Source organism: Flavobacterium cheniae (assembly GCF_004363695.1).
GTDB lineage: Bacteria > Bacteroidota > Bacteroidia > Flavobacteriales > Flavobacteriaceae > Flavobacterium > Flavobacterium cheniae.
Window position 1 is genome coordinate 702,779 of sequence record NZ_SNZC01000002.1, and the last position, 15,966, is coordinate 718,744.

Annotated in this window: 14 protein-coding genes; 12 read left to right on the forward strand and 2 right to left on the reverse strand. The window is 33.4% G+C overall.

The window, feature by feature from the left end:
• Positions 1-38 precede the first annotated feature (38 nt).
• The 11 genes from uvrC (at position 39) to C8D80_RS08285 (ending at position 12,954) form a co-directional block, all read left to right on the forward strand.
• Positions 39-1,835: an excinuclease ABC subunit UvrC gene (gene uvrC / locus C8D80_RS08235; protein ID WP_133609231.1), complete on the forward strand. Its 1,797-nt coding sequence runs from the start codon at positions 39-41 to the stop codon at positions 1,833-1,835.
• Between the two features lie 6 nt (positions 1,836-1,841).
• Positions 1,842-4,040, forward strand: a complete 2,199-nt coding sequence (locus tag C8D80_RS08240; RefSeq protein WP_133609233.1) for a patatin-like phospholipase family protein — start codon at positions 1,842-1,844, stop codon at positions 4,038-4,040.
• A 166-nt stretch (positions 4,041-4,206) separates the two neighbouring features.
• Positions 4,207-5,364 (forward strand): homogentisate 1,2-dioxygenase, encoded by a 1,158-nt coding sequence (locus C8D80_RS08245; RefSeq protein WP_133609235.1) that lies wholly within the window; start codon positions 4,207-4,209, stop codon positions 5,362-5,364.
• Positions 5,364-5,816 (forward strand): CCC motif membrane protein, encoded by a 453-nt coding sequence (locus tag C8D80_RS08250; RefSeq protein ID WP_133609237.1) that lies wholly within the window; start codon positions 5,364-5,366, stop codon positions 5,814-5,816. The genes C8D80_RS08245 and C8D80_RS08250 overlap by 1 nt, the downstream gene beginning before the upstream one ends.
• 12 nt (positions 5,817-5,828) lie before the next feature.
• Positions 5,829-6,992, forward strand: a complete 1,164-nt coding sequence (hppD, locus tag C8D80_RS08255; protein ID WP_133609239.1) for a 4-hydroxyphenylpyruvate dioxygenase — start codon at positions 5,829-5,831, stop codon at positions 6,990-6,992.
• 287 nt (positions 6,993-7,279) lie between these two features.
• Positions 7,280-8,056 (forward strand): DUF3108 domain-containing protein, encoded by a 777-nt coding sequence (locus tag C8D80_RS08260; protein ID WP_133609241.1) that lies wholly within the window; start codon positions 7,280-7,282, stop codon positions 8,054-8,056.
• The gene (locus tag C8D80_RS08265; protein WP_133609243.1) at positions 8,056-8,982 is read left to right on the forward strand and encodes a tryptophan 2,3-dioxygenase family protein; all 927 of its coding nucleotides are present in this window, start codon (positions 8,056-8,058) and stop codon (positions 8,980-8,982) included. Before C8D80_RS08260 ends, C8D80_RS08265 begins: the two co-directional genes overlap by 1 nt.
• Before the next feature lie 26 nt (positions 8,983-9,008).
• Entirely contained in the window at positions 9,009-10,247 is a 1,239-nt protein-coding gene (locus C8D80_RS08270) for a M23 family metallopeptidase (protein WP_133609245.1), read from the forward strand.
• Entirely contained in the window at positions 10,247-11,884 is a 1,638-nt protein-coding gene (pgi, locus tag C8D80_RS08275; protein ID WP_133609247.1) for a glucose-6-phosphate isomerase, read from the forward strand. The genes C8D80_RS08270 and pgi overlap by 1 nt, the downstream gene beginning before the upstream one ends.
• 98 nt (positions 11,885-11,982) lie before the next feature.
• A complete protein-coding gene (locus C8D80_RS08280; protein ID WP_133609249.1) occupies positions 11,983-12,408 on the forward strand; it encodes a hypothetical protein in 426 nt (141 codons plus the stop codon).
• A gap of 45 nt (positions 12,409-12,453) precedes the next feature.
• Positions 12,454-12,954: a septal ring lytic transglycosylase RlpA family protein gene (locus C8D80_RS08285; RefSeq protein ID WP_133609250.1), complete on the forward strand. Its 501-nt coding sequence runs from the start codon at positions 12,454-12,456 to the stop codon at positions 12,952-12,954.
• Here the strand turns inward: C8D80_RS08285 and C8D80_RS08290 are convergent, their stop codons facing one another.
• Positions 12,955-13,386 (reverse strand): YciI family protein, encoded by a 432-nt coding sequence (locus C8D80_RS08290; RefSeq protein ID WP_158633798.1) that lies wholly within the window; start codon positions 13,384-13,386, stop codon positions 12,955-12,957.
• 1 nt (position 13,387) lies between these two features.
• The gene (locus C8D80_RS08295; RefSeq protein WP_133609254.1) at positions 13,388-13,855 is read right to left on the reverse strand and encodes a CYTH domain-containing protein; all 468 of its coding nucleotides are present in this window, start codon (positions 13,853-13,855) and stop codon (positions 13,388-13,390) included.
• A gap of 84 nt (positions 13,856-13,939) precedes the next feature.
• Here C8D80_RS08295 and C8D80_RS08300 point away from each other — a divergent pair, with 84 nt between their 5' ends.
• A complete protein-coding gene (locus tag C8D80_RS08300; RefSeq protein WP_133609256.1) occupies positions 13,940-15,964 on the forward strand; it encodes a recombinase in 2,025 nt (674 codons plus the stop codon).
• Positions 15,965-15,966 lie beyond the last annotated feature (2 nt).

A 15,966-nucleotide genomic window follows, 5' to 3' on the forward strand; every position in this document is an offset into this window, starting at 1 on the left:
CAATTCTCTTATCTTTGTTCTTTACCTCTTTTTTAAAAATGCAAACACCATTAGAACTTCAAATCCAAACTTTACCTGATAATCCGGGTGTATATCAGTATTACGATAAGGATGGAAAAATTCTATATGTTGGGAAGGCGAAAAATTTAAAAAAGCGCGTTCAATCGTATTTTACAAAGAACCACGATAATTATAAAACGTCGGTTTTAGTAAAGAAAATTGTTGCGATAAAACATATTGTTGTTCCAACGGAAACCGATGCTTTGTTACTGGAAAATAATCTGATAAAAAAGCTTCAACCACGTTATAATGTATTGCTTCGCGATGACAAAACCTATCCTTGGATTTGCATCAAAAACGAACGTTTTCCAAGAATATTCTCTACCCGAAAAATGATAAAAGATGGTTCAGAATATTTTGGACCTTACACCAGTTTTAAAACCGTTCATACGATTTTGGATTTGATTAAAGAATTGTATCCGCTGCGAACTTGTAATTATGATTTATCGAAAGCAAATATCGATTCGGGTAAGTTTAAAGTCTGTTTAGAATATCATATTGGAAATTGCAAAGGACCATGTGAAGGGTATGAGTCATTGGAGCATTATCAAAGTCAGATTGAAAAAATCCGTCAAATTTTAAAGGGAAATTTCAAAGAAAGTTTGAAAGATTTTAAGAAATTAATGACTGATTTGGCGATGGAAATGAAGTTTGAAGAAGCGCAAAAAATCAAAGAAAAAATCGAGGTTTTAGAAAATTACCAATCGCGTTCCACAATTTTGAATCCGAAAATATCCAATTTGGACGTATTTTCAATTATTTCCGATGAAACAATGGCGTATGTGAATTTTTTACAGATTTCGCATGGAGCCATCGTTCGTTCGCATACATTGGAATTAAAGAAAAAATTAGACGAAACCAACGAAGAATTGTTAGAATTAGCCGTAGTAGAATTGCGTGAACGTTTTCACTTGAATTCTAGAGAAATTGTTGTTCCCTTTCCAATTGATTTAGGAGAAAACATCAAAGTTACAGTTCCTCAATTAGGCGATAAAAAGCAAATTTTAGAACTATCAGAACGTAATGCCAAATATTATCGATTAGACCAATTAAAACAAATTCAAATCGTTGATCCAGAGCGACACACCAATCGCATCATGGCACAAATGCAAAAAGATTTGCGACTTTCGGTAGAACCAAGACATATTGAATGTTTTGATAATTCAAACATTCAAGGAACGAATCCCGTTTCGGCTTGTGTAGTGTTTAAAGATGGAAAACCGAGTAAGAAAGATTATCGTCATTTCAATATCAAAACGGTTGAAGGTCCAAATGACTTTGCTTCGATGGAAGAAGTCGTGTACCGAAGATATAAACGAATGTTAGATGAAAATCAGCCGTTGCCACAATTGATTATTATTGATGGTGGAAAAGGGCAATTATCATCAGCATTAAAAAGTATTGATGATTTAGGATTACGAGGCAAAATTGCCATTATCGGAATTGCAAAACGTTTGGAAGAATTGTTTTATCCTGGCGATTCAGCTCCGTTATATTTGGATAAAAAATCGGAAACCTTGAAAGTGATTCAGTTTTTAAGAAACGAAGCGCACCGATTTGGAATTACACATCATCGCGACAAACGAAGTAAATCAGCGTTAACGAATAGCTTAGAAAGCATTCCTGGAATTGGCGAAAAAACTATGATTACATTAATGAAACATTTCAAAAGTGTTAAAAGATTGCAAAATGCCGACGAAAAAGCAATTTCTGAAGTTGTAGGTGTTTCAAAAGCCAAAAAAATTTCCGACTTTTACAAGAATAAATCCCTATAAAAAGAAATGAAAAAACTGCTCTTGTTTGTAAGCCTACTAATTTTTACCCAAATCAGCTTAGGACAAGAAAATCAGCGACCAAAAGTAGGACTTGTGCTTAGTGGAGGTGGTGCAAAAGGATTGGCGCATATTGGTGTTCTTAAAGTAATTGATTCGCTCGGAATTAAGGTAGATTACATTGCAGGAACTAGTATGGGAGCAATTGTTGGTGGATTATATGCTTCGGGCTACAATGCAGAGCAATTAGATTCTATTTTTTCTAAAATTGACGTAGATGCCTTACTTCAAGATTACACACCTAGGGAATCAAAATCGTTTTACGAAAAACGAAATGATGAGATTTACGCTTTAACGCTACCGTTTAATAAATTCAAATTAGGTTTACCTTCTGGTTTATCTAAAGGCCTTTATAATTTCAATCTAATTTCTTCTTTAACACAACAAGTAAGTCATATAAGAGATTTTGATGAGTTACCCATTCCGTTTTTATGTATTGCAACTGATGCTGAAACAGGTGAAAAAGTGGTTTTAGACTCAGGAATCTTAGCTCAAAACATGATTGCCAGTGGTGCGTTGCCTACGTTGTACAGCCCAGTTGAAATGAACGGAAGATTGTTGATTGACGGTGGTGTTATAGATAATTATCCTGTTGAAGAACTAAAAGCAAGAGGATTGGATATTATAATTGGTGTTGACGTTCAGGATGGTTTAAAAACCCGAGAAGAATTGAAAGGCGTAACATCGGTTTTAGCACAGATTAATAATTTTTCCATGATTGAAAAAATGGAGGGAAAACAAAAAGCAACTGATATTTACATCAAACCAGACATTAAAGGCTATACCGTTGTAGATTTTGAAAAAGGCAATGAAATTATTGCAAAAGGGAAAGAAAAAGCGTTAGAATTTATAAAGGAACTAGCGCCATATGGAAATTCAAATTCAAAAAATGATAAAAAAATAGTCTTTCAAGATTCTATCTATATCAAAGATATTGTGTTTAATAAACTGGATAATTATACTCGTGCATACATTGTAGGGAAATTAAAGTTCAAAAGAAATACCAAAATTTCTAATGCCCAATTGCAAAAGGGAATTTTAAATTTAAATGCTACACAAAATTTTAGCGCTATCAATTATTCATTTGAAAAAATGCAAGATGGTGACAAATTAATTTTGCAATTAAAGGAAAACGAGAACAATACATTCTTGAAATTTGGATTGCACTATGATGATTTGTTTAAAAGTGGGATTTTAGTGAATTACACCAAAAAAAGATTAATAGCTAAGAATGACGTTGCTTCTTTAGATGTTATATTAGGAGATAATATTCGATATAATTTTGATTATTATATTGATAATGGCTTTCATTGGAGTTTTGGGTTCAATTCAAAGTTAACGACATTTAATAGAAATATTACTAGTAATATTGCCGATGACGTTGTTTTTAACACAACAGCCAATGCAATTAATGTAGATTTTTTCGACTTGAGTAACCAAGCGTATTTGCAAACGATTTTTGCTCAAAAGTTTTCTTTAGGAGGTGGATTAGAATTTAAAGTTTTAAAATTGGAATCGGAAACACTAGAAAATACTGATCCTGTTTTTGACAGTAGTGATTATCTGTCGGTATTTGGTTTTGTAAAATATGACTCATTTGATAAAAAGTATTTTCCAAGAACTGGCTGGAATTTTAATTCTGAGATACGTTCTTATGTTTATTCATCTGATTATAAAAATAATTTTGAACGATTTTCAGTAGCAAAAGCTGATTTTGGTGTTGCACAAACCGTTTTTAAAAATATGACGCTTAAATTTCAAACCGAAGGTGGTTTTGCAGTAGGCGAAAGAAGTATTTCTTATTTTGATTTTATTTTAGGAGGTTACGGATTTCAACAAGTAAATAACATCAAGCCCTTTTTTGGTTATGATTTTTTAAGTATTGCTGGAGATAGTTATGTAAAACTTTTATTAACAGCGGATTATGAGATTTTTAAGAAGCATCATTTGAATTTTAGTGCTAACTTTGCTAATGTTGGAAATAAAATTTTTGACACCATAGAGACTTGGTTTGTACAGCCAAATTATTCGGGTTATTCCTTTGGTTATGGGATGGAAACTGTAATTGGACCGGTTGAAATTAAACACTCCTGGTCGCCAGAAACTAAAGATCATTACACTTGGTTTTCAGTAGGATTTTGGTTTTAAAATATTTTTTTCGATATTTGTAATGATGAAAAATTGGACAGACTTACTTTCGCATTTAAAGTTCCTCATCAAGAGAAATCCTGAGTGAGCATAACTTCTTTTCGATTTACAGCGGGATTTTGTAATCTTGCTAAAAGCTATTTTAGAACTTTTAATAAAAGAAAAAATGCCAATATATCACAAATTAGGAGAAATTCCTCGCAAACGTCATACACAATTCCGTAAACCAAACGGAGATTTGTATTATGAGCAATTGTTTGGAACAGTTGGTTTTGACGGTATGTCAACCAATTCATATCACGAACAAAGACCTACTCAGGTTAAAGAAATCAGAAGACAATATAGTGTTGCGCCAAAAATCGCAAAGTCAAATAACATTCAGTCTTATAAATTAAGAGGTTTTGATATTGCACCTCAAGACGATTTTCTAGAAAGTAGAAAAATTGTTTTAACGAATTCTGATTGTCACATCGTTTTAGCAGCACCAAGAAAATCAACAACCGATTATTTTTATAAAAATACCGATTCAGATGAAGTAATCTTCATTCATCAAGGAACTGGAAAACTAAGAACCATGTTAGGAAATTTAGATTTCAAATATGGCGATTACTTAGTAGTTCCAAGAGGAATGATTTACAAAATCGATTTCGATACCGAAGACAATCGCTTGTTTATCGTAGAATCACATTCGCCAGTTTATACACCAAAACAATATAGAAACTGGTTCGGGCAATTATTAGAGCATTCGCCGTTTTGCGAAAGAGATATTCGTCGTCCAGAAGAATTAGAAACTTACAATGAAAAAGGAGATTTCGTAATCAAAGTAAAGAAAAAAGACGAAATTTTCGAAATGGTGTATGCTTCACATCCATTTGATGTAATTGGATACGACGGATTTAATTATCCTTATGCATTTTCAATTCATGATTTCGAACCGATTACAGGAAGAATTCACTTACCACCACCAGTTCATCAAACTTTTGAAACAAATGCATTTGTAATTTGTTCGTTTGTTCCAAGATTATACGATTATCACCCATTGTCAATTCCTGCACCTTACAATCATAGTAATATTGATGCCGATGAGGTTTTATACTATGTAGATGGTGATTTTATGAGTAGAAATGATGTAAAACCAGGGAATATTTCGTTACATCCTGCAGGAATCCCTCACGGACCACACCCAGGAGCAGCAGAAAGAAGTATTGGTAAAAAAGAAACGTTAGAATTAGCCGTAATGGTAGATACTTTCAAACCTTTAATGGTTACAGAAGATGCCATGGGTATTGCTGATGATACATACTTTCAATCTTGGTTAGACTAATGAATTATAATAAATTATCAGCCGACCCAACAGCTTTAATACTTGGAATAATTGCTTTTGTAATTATGATCTTAGGATTTTGTTGTGGATTAGTAGTTTTTGTTTCGTTAATTTTAGGAGTTGTAGGATTAGTTCTTTCAATAAAAAGTCTTAAAGAGTATGAAGCAAATCCAACAGTATATTCACACCAAAGTAGACAAAATGTATATGTTGGAAAAATCATTTGTTTGGTAACAACTATTTTATCAGCAATGTATTTTATAGTAATAATAGTTGCGGTTGTGGTTTATCAAGTTGGTTTTTCCGACATCATAGAAAACAGATTAGATCAAATTAAAAATCAAGAAGTTAACGATTCCATTTATTTGGAAGAAGAAATTGAAGAAAATTATAGTAACGATTCCATTTATATAGATTCCACTTTTGTAGATTCTATGAGAGCGGAAAATTAAAATTTAAGAATTATGGCACAAGAAATAAAATCAGTAGAATACGGATTAGAAAAAATATTTGAAGGAGCACAAGACTTTTTACCTTTAATGGGAACAGATTACGTAGAGTTTTACGTAGGTAACGCAAAACAAGCGGCTCATTTTTACAAAACAGCTTTCGGATTTCAATCATTAGCATATGCAGGATTAGAAACTGGCGTAAAAGACAGGGCTTCTTATGTTTTAAAGCAAGATAAAATCCGTTTGGTATTAACAACCGCTTTGAATAGCGATTCTTTAATTGGCGAACACGTAAAAAAACACGGAGATGGTGTTAAAGTTATTGCACTTTGGGTAGAAGATGCACGTTATTCTTTTGAAGAAACGACAAAGCGTGGTGCAAAACCATATTTTGAACCAGTAGTTGAAAAAGACGAAAATGGAGAAGTTGTTCGTGCGGGTATCTATGGCGCATACGGAGAAACTGTTTTCATTTTTGTAGAACGTAAAAATTATAACGGAATCTTTTTACCAGGATATAGCGAATGGAAATCAGATTACAATCCAGAACCAGTAGGGTTAAAATTTATCGACCACATGGTGGGTAATACAGGTTGGAACAGAATGAATGAAGCAGTAAAATGGTTTGAAGACGTTATGGGATTTGTAAATTTCCTTTCGTTTGACGACAAACAAATTACTACGGAATATTCAGCTTTGATGTCTAAAGTAATGTCTAATGGTAACGGAAGAATTAAATTCCCTATCAACGAACCAGCAGAAGGGAAAAAACGTTCTCAAATTGAAGAATATTTAGATTTTTATGAGGGTGAAGGTGTACAGCACATTGCAGTAGCAACAGATGATATTTTAACTACAGTTGCTGAAATGCGTGCAAGAGGTATCGAGTTTTTAAGTACTCCGCCGCAAGCATATTATGATGCAATTCCTGAAAGATTAAAAGATCACATGGATAAATTCAAAGAAGATATTAATGAACTTCAAAAATTAGGTATCATGATTGATGCTGACGAAGAAGGATATTTATTGCAAATTTTTACCAAGCCAGTTGAAGATCGTCCAACACTTTTCTTCGAAATTATTCAAAGAATGGGTGCTAGAGGATTCGGTGCAGGTAACTTTAAAGCCCTTTTTGAGTCAATTGAACGCGAACAAGAATTGCGAGGTACATTATAAAAAGACCAAATCATTAACAAATCATCAAATTATAACGTTGTAGTGGTGTCGTTTTTGATAAAAAAATGTTAAAGTTGAAATTTAGCTAAGAATAATTCAAAAACATATATACCTTTGCACTCGCAAAACAAGGAGGTAGTTTGCCTTGCTTTGTAATAAATTTTCATAATTTATAGTTTTTTGGTTGGTTAATAGCATAAAAACTCAGTCATATTTTTGACTGGGTTTTTTTGTTTTAGTATTTTTGGAACGGAAATTGCATTTTCATTTCTAAAAATGAATAAACCATGAAAAAAATTGCGCTACTTCTTATTCTTTTTGTTACTACAAATTCATTCGTAGTTCAGGAAAATGCATACACTACTGGTGAGTGGTTCAAACTTCGAATCCATTACGGAATGGTAAATGCCGGTTATGCTTCATTAGAAATTAAAGACGCCGTTAAAAACAACAAAAAAGTACATCATGTAGTTGGAAAAGGTTGGACTGTAGGAATGGCTAAGTTTTTCTTTGAAGTTGATGATAATTATGAAAGTTATTTCGACAAACAAACAGGAAAACCGTATCAATTTGTTAGAAAAATTGATGAAGGAGGTTATACTAAAAATCAAGAAGGTTTTTTTAATCAAGAACGAAACACAGTTTTAGTTAAAGATTACAAACACAAAACCGAAAAAACGTTCTCGGTTCCTGAGGATATTCAAGATATTGTGTCTTCTTTTTACTATTTAAGAAATCACCCTAAAATTGATAAGTTAAAAGTAGGAGAATCTATTGCAATTGATATGTTTTTTGATGATGAAACCACAAAGTTTAAGTTAAAATTTGTTGGTAGAGAAGATATAAAAACTAAATTTGGAAAAGTTTCTTGCATGATTTTTAGACCTTATGTGCAAGCAGGTAGAGTTTTTAAAGAAGAAGAAAGTTTAACCGTTTGGATTTCAGACGATGACAATAAAATTCCAATCCGTTTAAAGGCAAGTTTAGCTGTTGGTTCTATCAAAGCTGATTTAGAAGCTTTTAAAGGCTTAAAACATTCATTCAAAGTTAAAGTAGATAAATAATGGAAGTTACTCCCAAAATTCAGGAACAATTAGATCAACTTCATGATAAATTTGAAGCCATCAATCAAAACACATCCACTCATTTGGAAGGTTTGCTTTGGGCTAAACCCATTACGTATTGGGATTATATCCAAACTGATGCGCTTTTGAGTCTTCAAACACAACGAACCACTTTGCCAGACGAAATGGTTTTTGTAATGTATCATCAAGTAAACGAGTTGTTGTTCAAAATGATTCTTTGGGAAATGAACCAATTGTGTCATAACGAAAAACCAACAACTGATTATTTTACCGAGAAATTAGGAAGAATTAGTCGTTATTTTGATATGTTAACCACATCTTTCGATATCATGAAAGACGGAATGGAGCCGGAACAATATCTAAAGTTCAGAAACACATTAACACCTGCTAGTGGATTTCAATCGGCACAATATCGTTTAATAGAATTCAGTTCAACTGATTTAATTAACTTAATTGACAACCGTTTCAGAGCTACCATAGATAGAAATACTCCATATGACCACGCTTTTGAGCATTTGTATTGGCAAGCAGCTGGTAAAGATTATCATACAGGCGAAAAATCGTATTTAATTTTAGAATTCGAAAGAAAATACAAAAAAGTATTCTTAGATTGGATGGAAGAATACAACACAATTAATTTGTGGAGAAAATTCAAACAATTGCCAGAAACTGACCAACAAAATCCTGAATTAGTAGCTGCTATGCGTCATTACGACAAAACCGTTAATATTACTTGGGTAATGGGCCACTTTAACGCTGCAAAAAAATACATCGAGAGTGTTCCAGGAAATCACGAAGCTACAGGTGGAAGCGATTGGAAAAAATACATGTTACCAAAATACCAAAAAAGAATATTCTTCCCTGAATTATGGACGAAAGAAGAATTAGATAACTGGGGAGAATAACCGCATAGCGCACAAAACAAAAAACATTGAGATATTTAGTACTAGCCATTTTATTTGTTACTTTTTTTACCGCTTGTAATTCGAAAGATGAGGCAGAGAAAGCAAAAAAAGCAACAGTAAAAAAAGAACCTATCATAAAAGAATTCGGATTTACGTTTAACGACTATAAAGTGGTTAGAGATACTATTCGTTCGGGTGATACGTTTGGAAAATTACTAGAAAAATTCCCATTAAAAGATAGTTTACGAATCCACGATGTTACTGAAAAAGTAAAGGATTCATTCAATGTTCGACGAATAAAAGCTGGGAAACCTTACATTTTATTTTTAGATAAGAAAAAGCCAAATACGCTACAAGCTTTAGTATATATAGAAGACAGAATTAATTTTACGGTTGTCGATTTTAGAGATTCAATTGTAGTTTCCAACAAACAAAAACCCACTATTTTAAAAAGAAGAGTGGTAGCGGCAGAGATTAAAGGTTCATTGTCTGAAACTTTAAGCAATGCAGGAGTTAGCGCTGGTTTAGCCAATAAATTAGCCAATATTTATGCTTACACAGTCGATTTCTTTAAAATTCAAAAAGGAGATAAATTTGCGGTTACGATTAATGAACGTTACATCGATGATTCTATTTATGTAGGAGTTGAAAGCATTGAAGCTTCTTATTTTGAAAATAAAGGGAAAAAGATTTTTGCCTTTCCATATAAATTGTCTGAAAATCAGAAACAGGAAGATTTTTATGATGAAAATGGAAAAGGTTTAAAAAGTATGTTCTTAAAAGCACCATTGGATTATTTTAGAATTTCGTCTCGTTTTTCAGGCAGACGTTTTCATCCGGTACAAATGCGCTTCAAAGCTCATAATGGAACTGATTACGCAGCACCTCACGGAACACCAATTAAAACCACCGCATCAGGAGTTGTAGAACGAACAGGTTACACCGCAGGAAATGGAAACTTTGTAAAAGTCCGTCACAGTTCTACTTATTCCACTCAATACTTACACATGTCTAAAATATCGGTGAGAAATGGGCAACGCGTATCTCAGGGACAAGTAATTGGAAAAGTAGGAAGCACAGGTTTGGCAACCGGACCTCATGTTTGTTACCGTTTCTGGAAAAATGGCGTTCAAGTTGATCCGCTTAGGCTGAAATTACCTAATGCCGAACCGATGAATGACTCTCACAAACAAAAATATTTAGCGCATATTGCTCCTTTAAAGAAAGAATTGGATAGTATAACTGCAGTAAAATTTAAAGAATAATGGCACTATCGAAAGTAAATCCGTCACAAACTGAAGCTTGGCAAAAAATACAATCGCACTTCGAAACAATGCAAGCAACTTCAATGAAAGATTTGTTTGCGTCTGATCCAAATAGAGCTGATAAATTTCACATTCAATGGAATGATTTTTTAGTTGATTTTTCTAAAAATATTGTCAATCAAGAAACATTAGATTTGTTATTGAATTTAGCTAACGAAGTTAATTTAAAACAAGCCATTTCCGGTTATTTTCAAGGCGATATAATCAATCAAACCGAAAATAGAGCTGTTTTACACACCGCTTTACGTGCGAAAGAATCATCCAATGTTTTGGTCGATGGCATTAACGTAATGCCAGAAGTATATTCGGTAAAAAATAAAATCAAAAACTTCTCTAACGAAGTTATCTCAGGAAATAGAAAAGGATTCACAGGAAAACCATTTACCGATATCGTAAATATTGGAATCGGTGGTTCTGATTTAGGTCCAGCCATGATTGTAGAAGCCTTACAATTCTATAAAAATCATTTAAAAGTTCATTTTGTTTCCAATGTAGATGGCGATCACGTTAACGAAGTAATCAAAAAATTAAATCCAGAAACGACTTTATTTGTAGTAGTTTCTAAAACATTTACAACGCAAGAAACATTATCAAATGCAGAAACTATCAGAAGTTGGTTCTTGCAATCGGCTTCACAAGATGATGTAGCGAAGCATTTCGTAGCGGTTTCAACCAATATTCAAAAAGTAACCGAATTCGGAATTAATCCCGACAACGTTTTCCCAATGTGGGATTGGGTTGGAGGTCGTTTTTCGTTATGGAGCGCGGTAGGTTTGTCCGTAAATTTAGCAGTTGGATTTGATAATTTTGATAAGTTGTTGAAAGGGGCCAACGAAATGGACGAACATTTTAAAAATGAATCTTTCGATAAAAATATTCCAGTAGTTTTAGCTTTGTTGAGCATTTGGTATAACAATTTTTTTGGTGCCGAAAGCGAAGCTTTAATTCCGTACACGCAATATTTGCAGAAGTTAGCGCCATACTTACAACAAGGTATTATGGAAAGTAACGGAAAAAGTGTTGGTAGAGATGGAAAACCAGTAAATTATCAAACTGGAACCATTATTTGGGGCGAACCAGGAACGAATTCGCAACATGCATTCTTTCAATTGATTCATCAAGGAACCAAATTAATCCCAACGGATTTTATCGGATTCAAACAACCACTTTACGGAAACAAAGATCATCACGACAAATTAATGTCGAATTTCTTTGCGCAAACCGAAGCTTTATTAATGGGAAAAACGGAAGCGCAAGTAAAAGTAGAATTCGAAAAGCAAGGAATTTCAGGTGAAAAAGCCGATTTTCTATTGCCTTTCAAAGTCTTTTCGGGAAATAAACCAACGAATACCATCCTTATCAACAAACTAACACCTGAATCATTAGGTGCTTTGGTAGCGATGTACGAGCATAAAATTTTCGTGCAGGGCATCATTTGGAACATCTTCAGTTATGACCAATGGGGCGTTGAAATAGGTAAACAATTAGCGAATTCTATTTTAGATGAAATCGTAACAAAAGAGGTTAAAAATCACGATAGTTCAACATCATTTTTGTTGAAAGCCTATTTGGAATAAGTTTTAGTAATACATTATATAAAAACCTCTTATTCATTTTTTTGAGTAAGAGGTTTTTTAATTTCCTATATTTGTAATTCACTTTTAAAAAATTAGGTATGTACGAAACTATTCAATCTGTTCACTCTATTTTAGCATATGCCGCTTTAGGCTTATTGTTATTGGCTTCATTTAATGCCATTTTTGGATTAACTTCTAAAAAAATATTTACAGACAAAGATTTACGCTTGTCTTTATTTACCTTGATTATTTGTCACATTCAATTATTAATTGGATTGATTTTGTATTTTGTTTCTCCACTTGGCGCTGGGCAATTAGGAAACATGAAAGACGCTGCTATGCGTTTGACCTCATTAGAGCATCCTTTAGTTAACATTATTGCATTAGCAGTAATCACAATCGGATGGTCGAAACATAAAAAAGAAGAAAGTAACAACGGAAAATTCAAAAAGATTGCCGTTTTCTATACATTAGGTTTAGTGTTAATCTTATCAAGACTTCCTTGGGCTAATTGGTTCAACTAGTCTTTGGTACAATCTTTGGTAATAAGTTTACAAAATCATAAAATTATGAAGAAAAATATCCTAATAATATCGTTTGTATTACTTGTTACTGCATTAGTAAGCTTTTCTAATGGAACAAAATCAGGTTTCGTTAGAAAAGCTTCTTTATATGATACAGTTAAGAAAAAAGATTCGCTTCAAATTTTAGATTCGATAAAAAAATCAGACTCAATTCGAGTAGCCGATTCTATAGCCAATCTAAAAACTAAACTATACAAGAAAAACGTTGAAGCTTCGCATTATTCTGACAAATTAAACGGAAGAAGAACCGCAAGCGGACAAGTTTTTAGTAACAAAAAATACACGGCCGCTCATAAAACGCTAAAATTTGGAACGAAAGTAAAAGTCACCAATTTAGCCAATAACAAAAGCGTTATCGTAACCATCAACGATAGAGGACCACATACTCGAAATAGAGAAATCGATTTGGCAAAACGTCCATTTTTAGACATTTCTCACAATAACGGACGCTCGCTTTTACGCGTTAGTTTAGAAATCGTAGAATAATTATTTCAATTTACTTCCTTTAGAAGCCCACCAAGGCACAGTTTCAACTACCAATCTTCCTGCTTTTACGGCTGGGTCAAGATTTGCCAAACTATCTGCTTCTTGTAAAGTTTCGGTATTAAAAAGTAAAAATCCCGCAATAGTTTCATGTTTGTCAGCTGGACCTGCAATACTAATTTTATTGGTTTTTGCTAACCAATTGATATGTTCCATGTGCTTTTTCTGAATTTCCGCCGCTTCTTCTTTAGAATGTTCACGGTTAGGACCTTTTTTAAGCATCACCAAAAAATATTTTTGCATCACATACGTAGTATCGCCTTCTTTGTAGCTAAAAGTTTCGTGATTGGTTTTCGGTTTGTCAGGATAAACTACGGTGTTAGATCCGCAAGCAAACAATAATACAAGTACAAGTATTCCAAAAAGAGCTTTCATTTTACCAAGATTTAAAAGGGTGGTTACATAAATAAGCATTGTAATAACGTTCATCGGAAGTGACTTCTTCGCCTAACCAATTGGGTTTAGAAAAAGATTCGTTTTCCGATTGTAGTTCAATTTCGGCAACAATTAAACCTTCGTTTTCGCCAAAAAAAACATCGACCTCAAAAAGATGATTTTCATGCATCACGTTATATCGAATTTTATCAATAGCGCCTTTTTCACAAAGTGATAATAAAGCTTCGGCTTCCGAAATAGCGATTTCTTTTTCCCATTCAAAACGGCTCATGCCCGAATCGTTTCCTTTACCTTTTATGGTTAAAAAACCTTTGTCGCCTTTGATTCTAACTCTAACGGTTCTTTTAGGATTTGAATTCAGATAACCTTGAACAATTCTAAAGTTTTCGCTGCTTTCTATGATGAAATCGCGATTGGTAACGAGGAATTTGCGTTCTATTTCTACCAAAATTTAATATTTATTTAGGCATCTAAATTACGAAAAAAACCTTTCAATTTGTATCTTTACCCATATTAGACCTAAATCAGGAAGATGCTACAAAGAAAAACGAATACAACACCCGACGCCATCATTAGAAATTATTTTAATGAATTACAGCTTTGGAAAAACGAAGAGAACGATATCGATATATTGGTTCAATTGGTCAATGCTATTCGTCCGAAAAGTCCAAAAAAACTTGAAAAATTTAGTATTTTCCCTATAATTGAATTCTTTACGAATCATCCAACAGAAAGAGAAAATTTTGTTGTCTATTTAAAAACCGTGCTGCAAAACAAAAATTTTGACAGCATTTTAACCGATGCAGGAATTTTACAAGACATCGATTTCTTTTATGAAGTAAAAAAGAGAATTTTCGCTAAAATACTACCGTATCAAGCGCCAAAAGACACACTGCAATACGTTTTAAATCAGATTTTTTATGCTGATTCTGATCCAATTTGGATTAATAAAATTCCGAAAGCAGAATTAGAAACACTATTCGATTTGTTTCAATTTGAAACCATTTACGAATCGGTTGAAGCTCATGCACCTTTGTACGAAGTAATGGAAGCCATAAATCTGTTGTCGCAACGCACCAGTGGAAAAGCCTTGGAAACCGATGTAATGAAAATGGTGCCCGAATATTCTGGTTTAGAAAGTCCATTTGCGGCTTTTGAAAAAGAATTATATGCCATTGAAAAAACCATTCGTAATAAAGAATCGGAATTTCATACGACTTCATCAGATATCAATTTCAAGCAATTATTGGTGTTATATAAACAATGTAACGAATTTGTCGAGAAAGCCTTTCAAAACTCTTCTAAATACGGAATTTCGTTACGTGTGAACCAAAACCTATTAAGTATAAAACAACATTTGTATCGCATTGGTGTTTTGATGCCACTTTTAGTGATTGACAAACCCGAAGAAAAGAAATCAAAATCGATAGAATTAGCAATCAAACTAATTAAATACAATTGTTTAAAAACCAACGTAAGAAAACTATTTGCTGAAAGCACGCAATTGTTGTCTTACGAAATCACACAACATACCGCAAAAACAGGCGAACATTATATTACCGAATCGAAAACCGAATATTTCAAAATGTTATACGCAGCGCTTGGCGGTGGTTTGATTGTGGGTTTTTTGTGTATTATAAAATTACTATTGTCAAAAGTAGAAGCATCTGACTTTGGTCATGCTTTTTTCTATAGTATGAATTATTCGTTTGGTTTTATTGCGATTTATGTTTTAGGATTTACGTTAGCTACAAAACAGCCTGCTATGACGGCCGCAGCGTTAATTAGTGCTTTGGAAGATGGTTTGAAAAAGCAAGCCAGCGGAGATGGAGAAAAGCACAACAGTTTTGCTGTTTTATTCGCCCGATTGTTTCGTTCGCAGTTTATTGCCTTTGTGGGAAATGTCGTGATGGCTTTTCCAGTAGCGCTTTTAGGAATTTGGTTAATCGATTTAGCGTTTGATTACAATATTGCCGAAACCAAATGGCAAAAATTAGTTACCGATTTAAGTCCGATACATTCTATGGCGATTTTTCATGCTGCTATTGCTGGATTTTTCTTGTTCTTATCTGGAATTATCTCGGGAAGTATTGCCAATCGAGACAAGCATTTTGATGTGTATTATCGAATTCAAGAACATCCGTTGTTAAAATTAAATTTCGGAAAAGCCAGAGCTGAAAAAATTTCAAAATGGTACGAACGCTATTGGGCAGGAATCATTTCCAACTTTTGGTTTGGTGTTTTCTTAGGAAGTACGGCTTCTATAGGCTTGTTTTTAGGATTAAATTTAGATATTCGACACATTACTTTTGCCAGCGGAAATTTAGCTTTAGCAATTTACGGAGCCGATTATATGGTGAATAACGTGATGTTATTTTGGGGCATTTTAGGCATCGGAATTATTGGTTTTGTCAACTTTATTGTGAGTTTTAGTTTGTCGCTTGGGTTGGCGTTTCGTTCGCGCAATATTCCGTTGGCGGAGTTACGACCAATTATTACGTCTATCAAACAACATTTCTTTAGAAAACCAATGAGTTTCTTTTTTCCTACAGAATAATT

Excerpts from the sequence above, each read along its gene's own strand:
- C8D80_RS08280 (WP_133609249.1), top strand. The coding sequence starts at position 11,983 with ATGTACGAAACTATTCAATCTGTTCACTCTATTTTAGCATATGCCGCT.
- C8D80_RS08245 (WP_133609235.1), top strand. The coding sequence starts at position 4,207 with ATGCCAATATATCACAAATTAGGAGAAATTCCTCGCAAACGTCATACA.
- C8D80_RS08260 (WP_133609241.1), top strand. The coding sequence starts at position 7,280 with ATGAAAAAAATTGCGCTACTTCTTATTCTTTTTGTTACTACAAATTCA.
- hppD (WP_133609239.1), top strand. The coding sequence starts at position 5,829 with ATGGCACAAGAAATAAAATCAGTAGAATACGGATTAGAAAAAATATTT.
- C8D80_RS08250 (WP_133609237.1), top strand. The coding sequence starts at position 5,364 with ATGAATTATAATAAATTATCAGCCGACCCAACAGCTTTAATACTTGGA.
- C8D80_RS08240 (WP_133609233.1), top strand. The coding sequence starts at position 1,842 with ATGAAAAAACTGCTCTTGTTTGTAAGCCTACTAATTTTTACCCAAATC.
- C8D80_RS08285 (WP_133609250.1), top strand. The coding sequence starts at position 12,454 with ATGAAGAAAAATATCCTAATAATATCGTTTGTATTACTTGTTACTGCA.
- uvrC (WP_133609231.1), top strand. The coding sequence starts at position 39 with ATGCAAACACCATTAGAACTTCAAATCCAAACTTTACCTGATAATCCG.
- C8D80_RS08290 (WP_158633798.1), bottom strand. The coding sequence starts at position 13,386 with ATGAAAGCTCTTTTTGGAATACTTGTACTTGTATTATTGTTTGCTTGC.
- C8D80_RS08265 (WP_133609243.1), top strand. The coding sequence starts at position 8,056 with ATGGAAGTTACTCCCAAAATTCAGGAACAATTAGATCAACTTCATGAT.
- pgi (WP_133609247.1), top strand. The coding sequence starts at position 10,247 with ATGGCACTATCGAAAGTAAATCCGTCACAAACTGAAGCTTGGCAAAAA.
- C8D80_RS08300 (WP_133609256.1), top strand. The coding sequence starts at position 13,940 with ATGCTACAAAGAAAAACGAATACAACACCCGACGCCATCATTAGAAAT.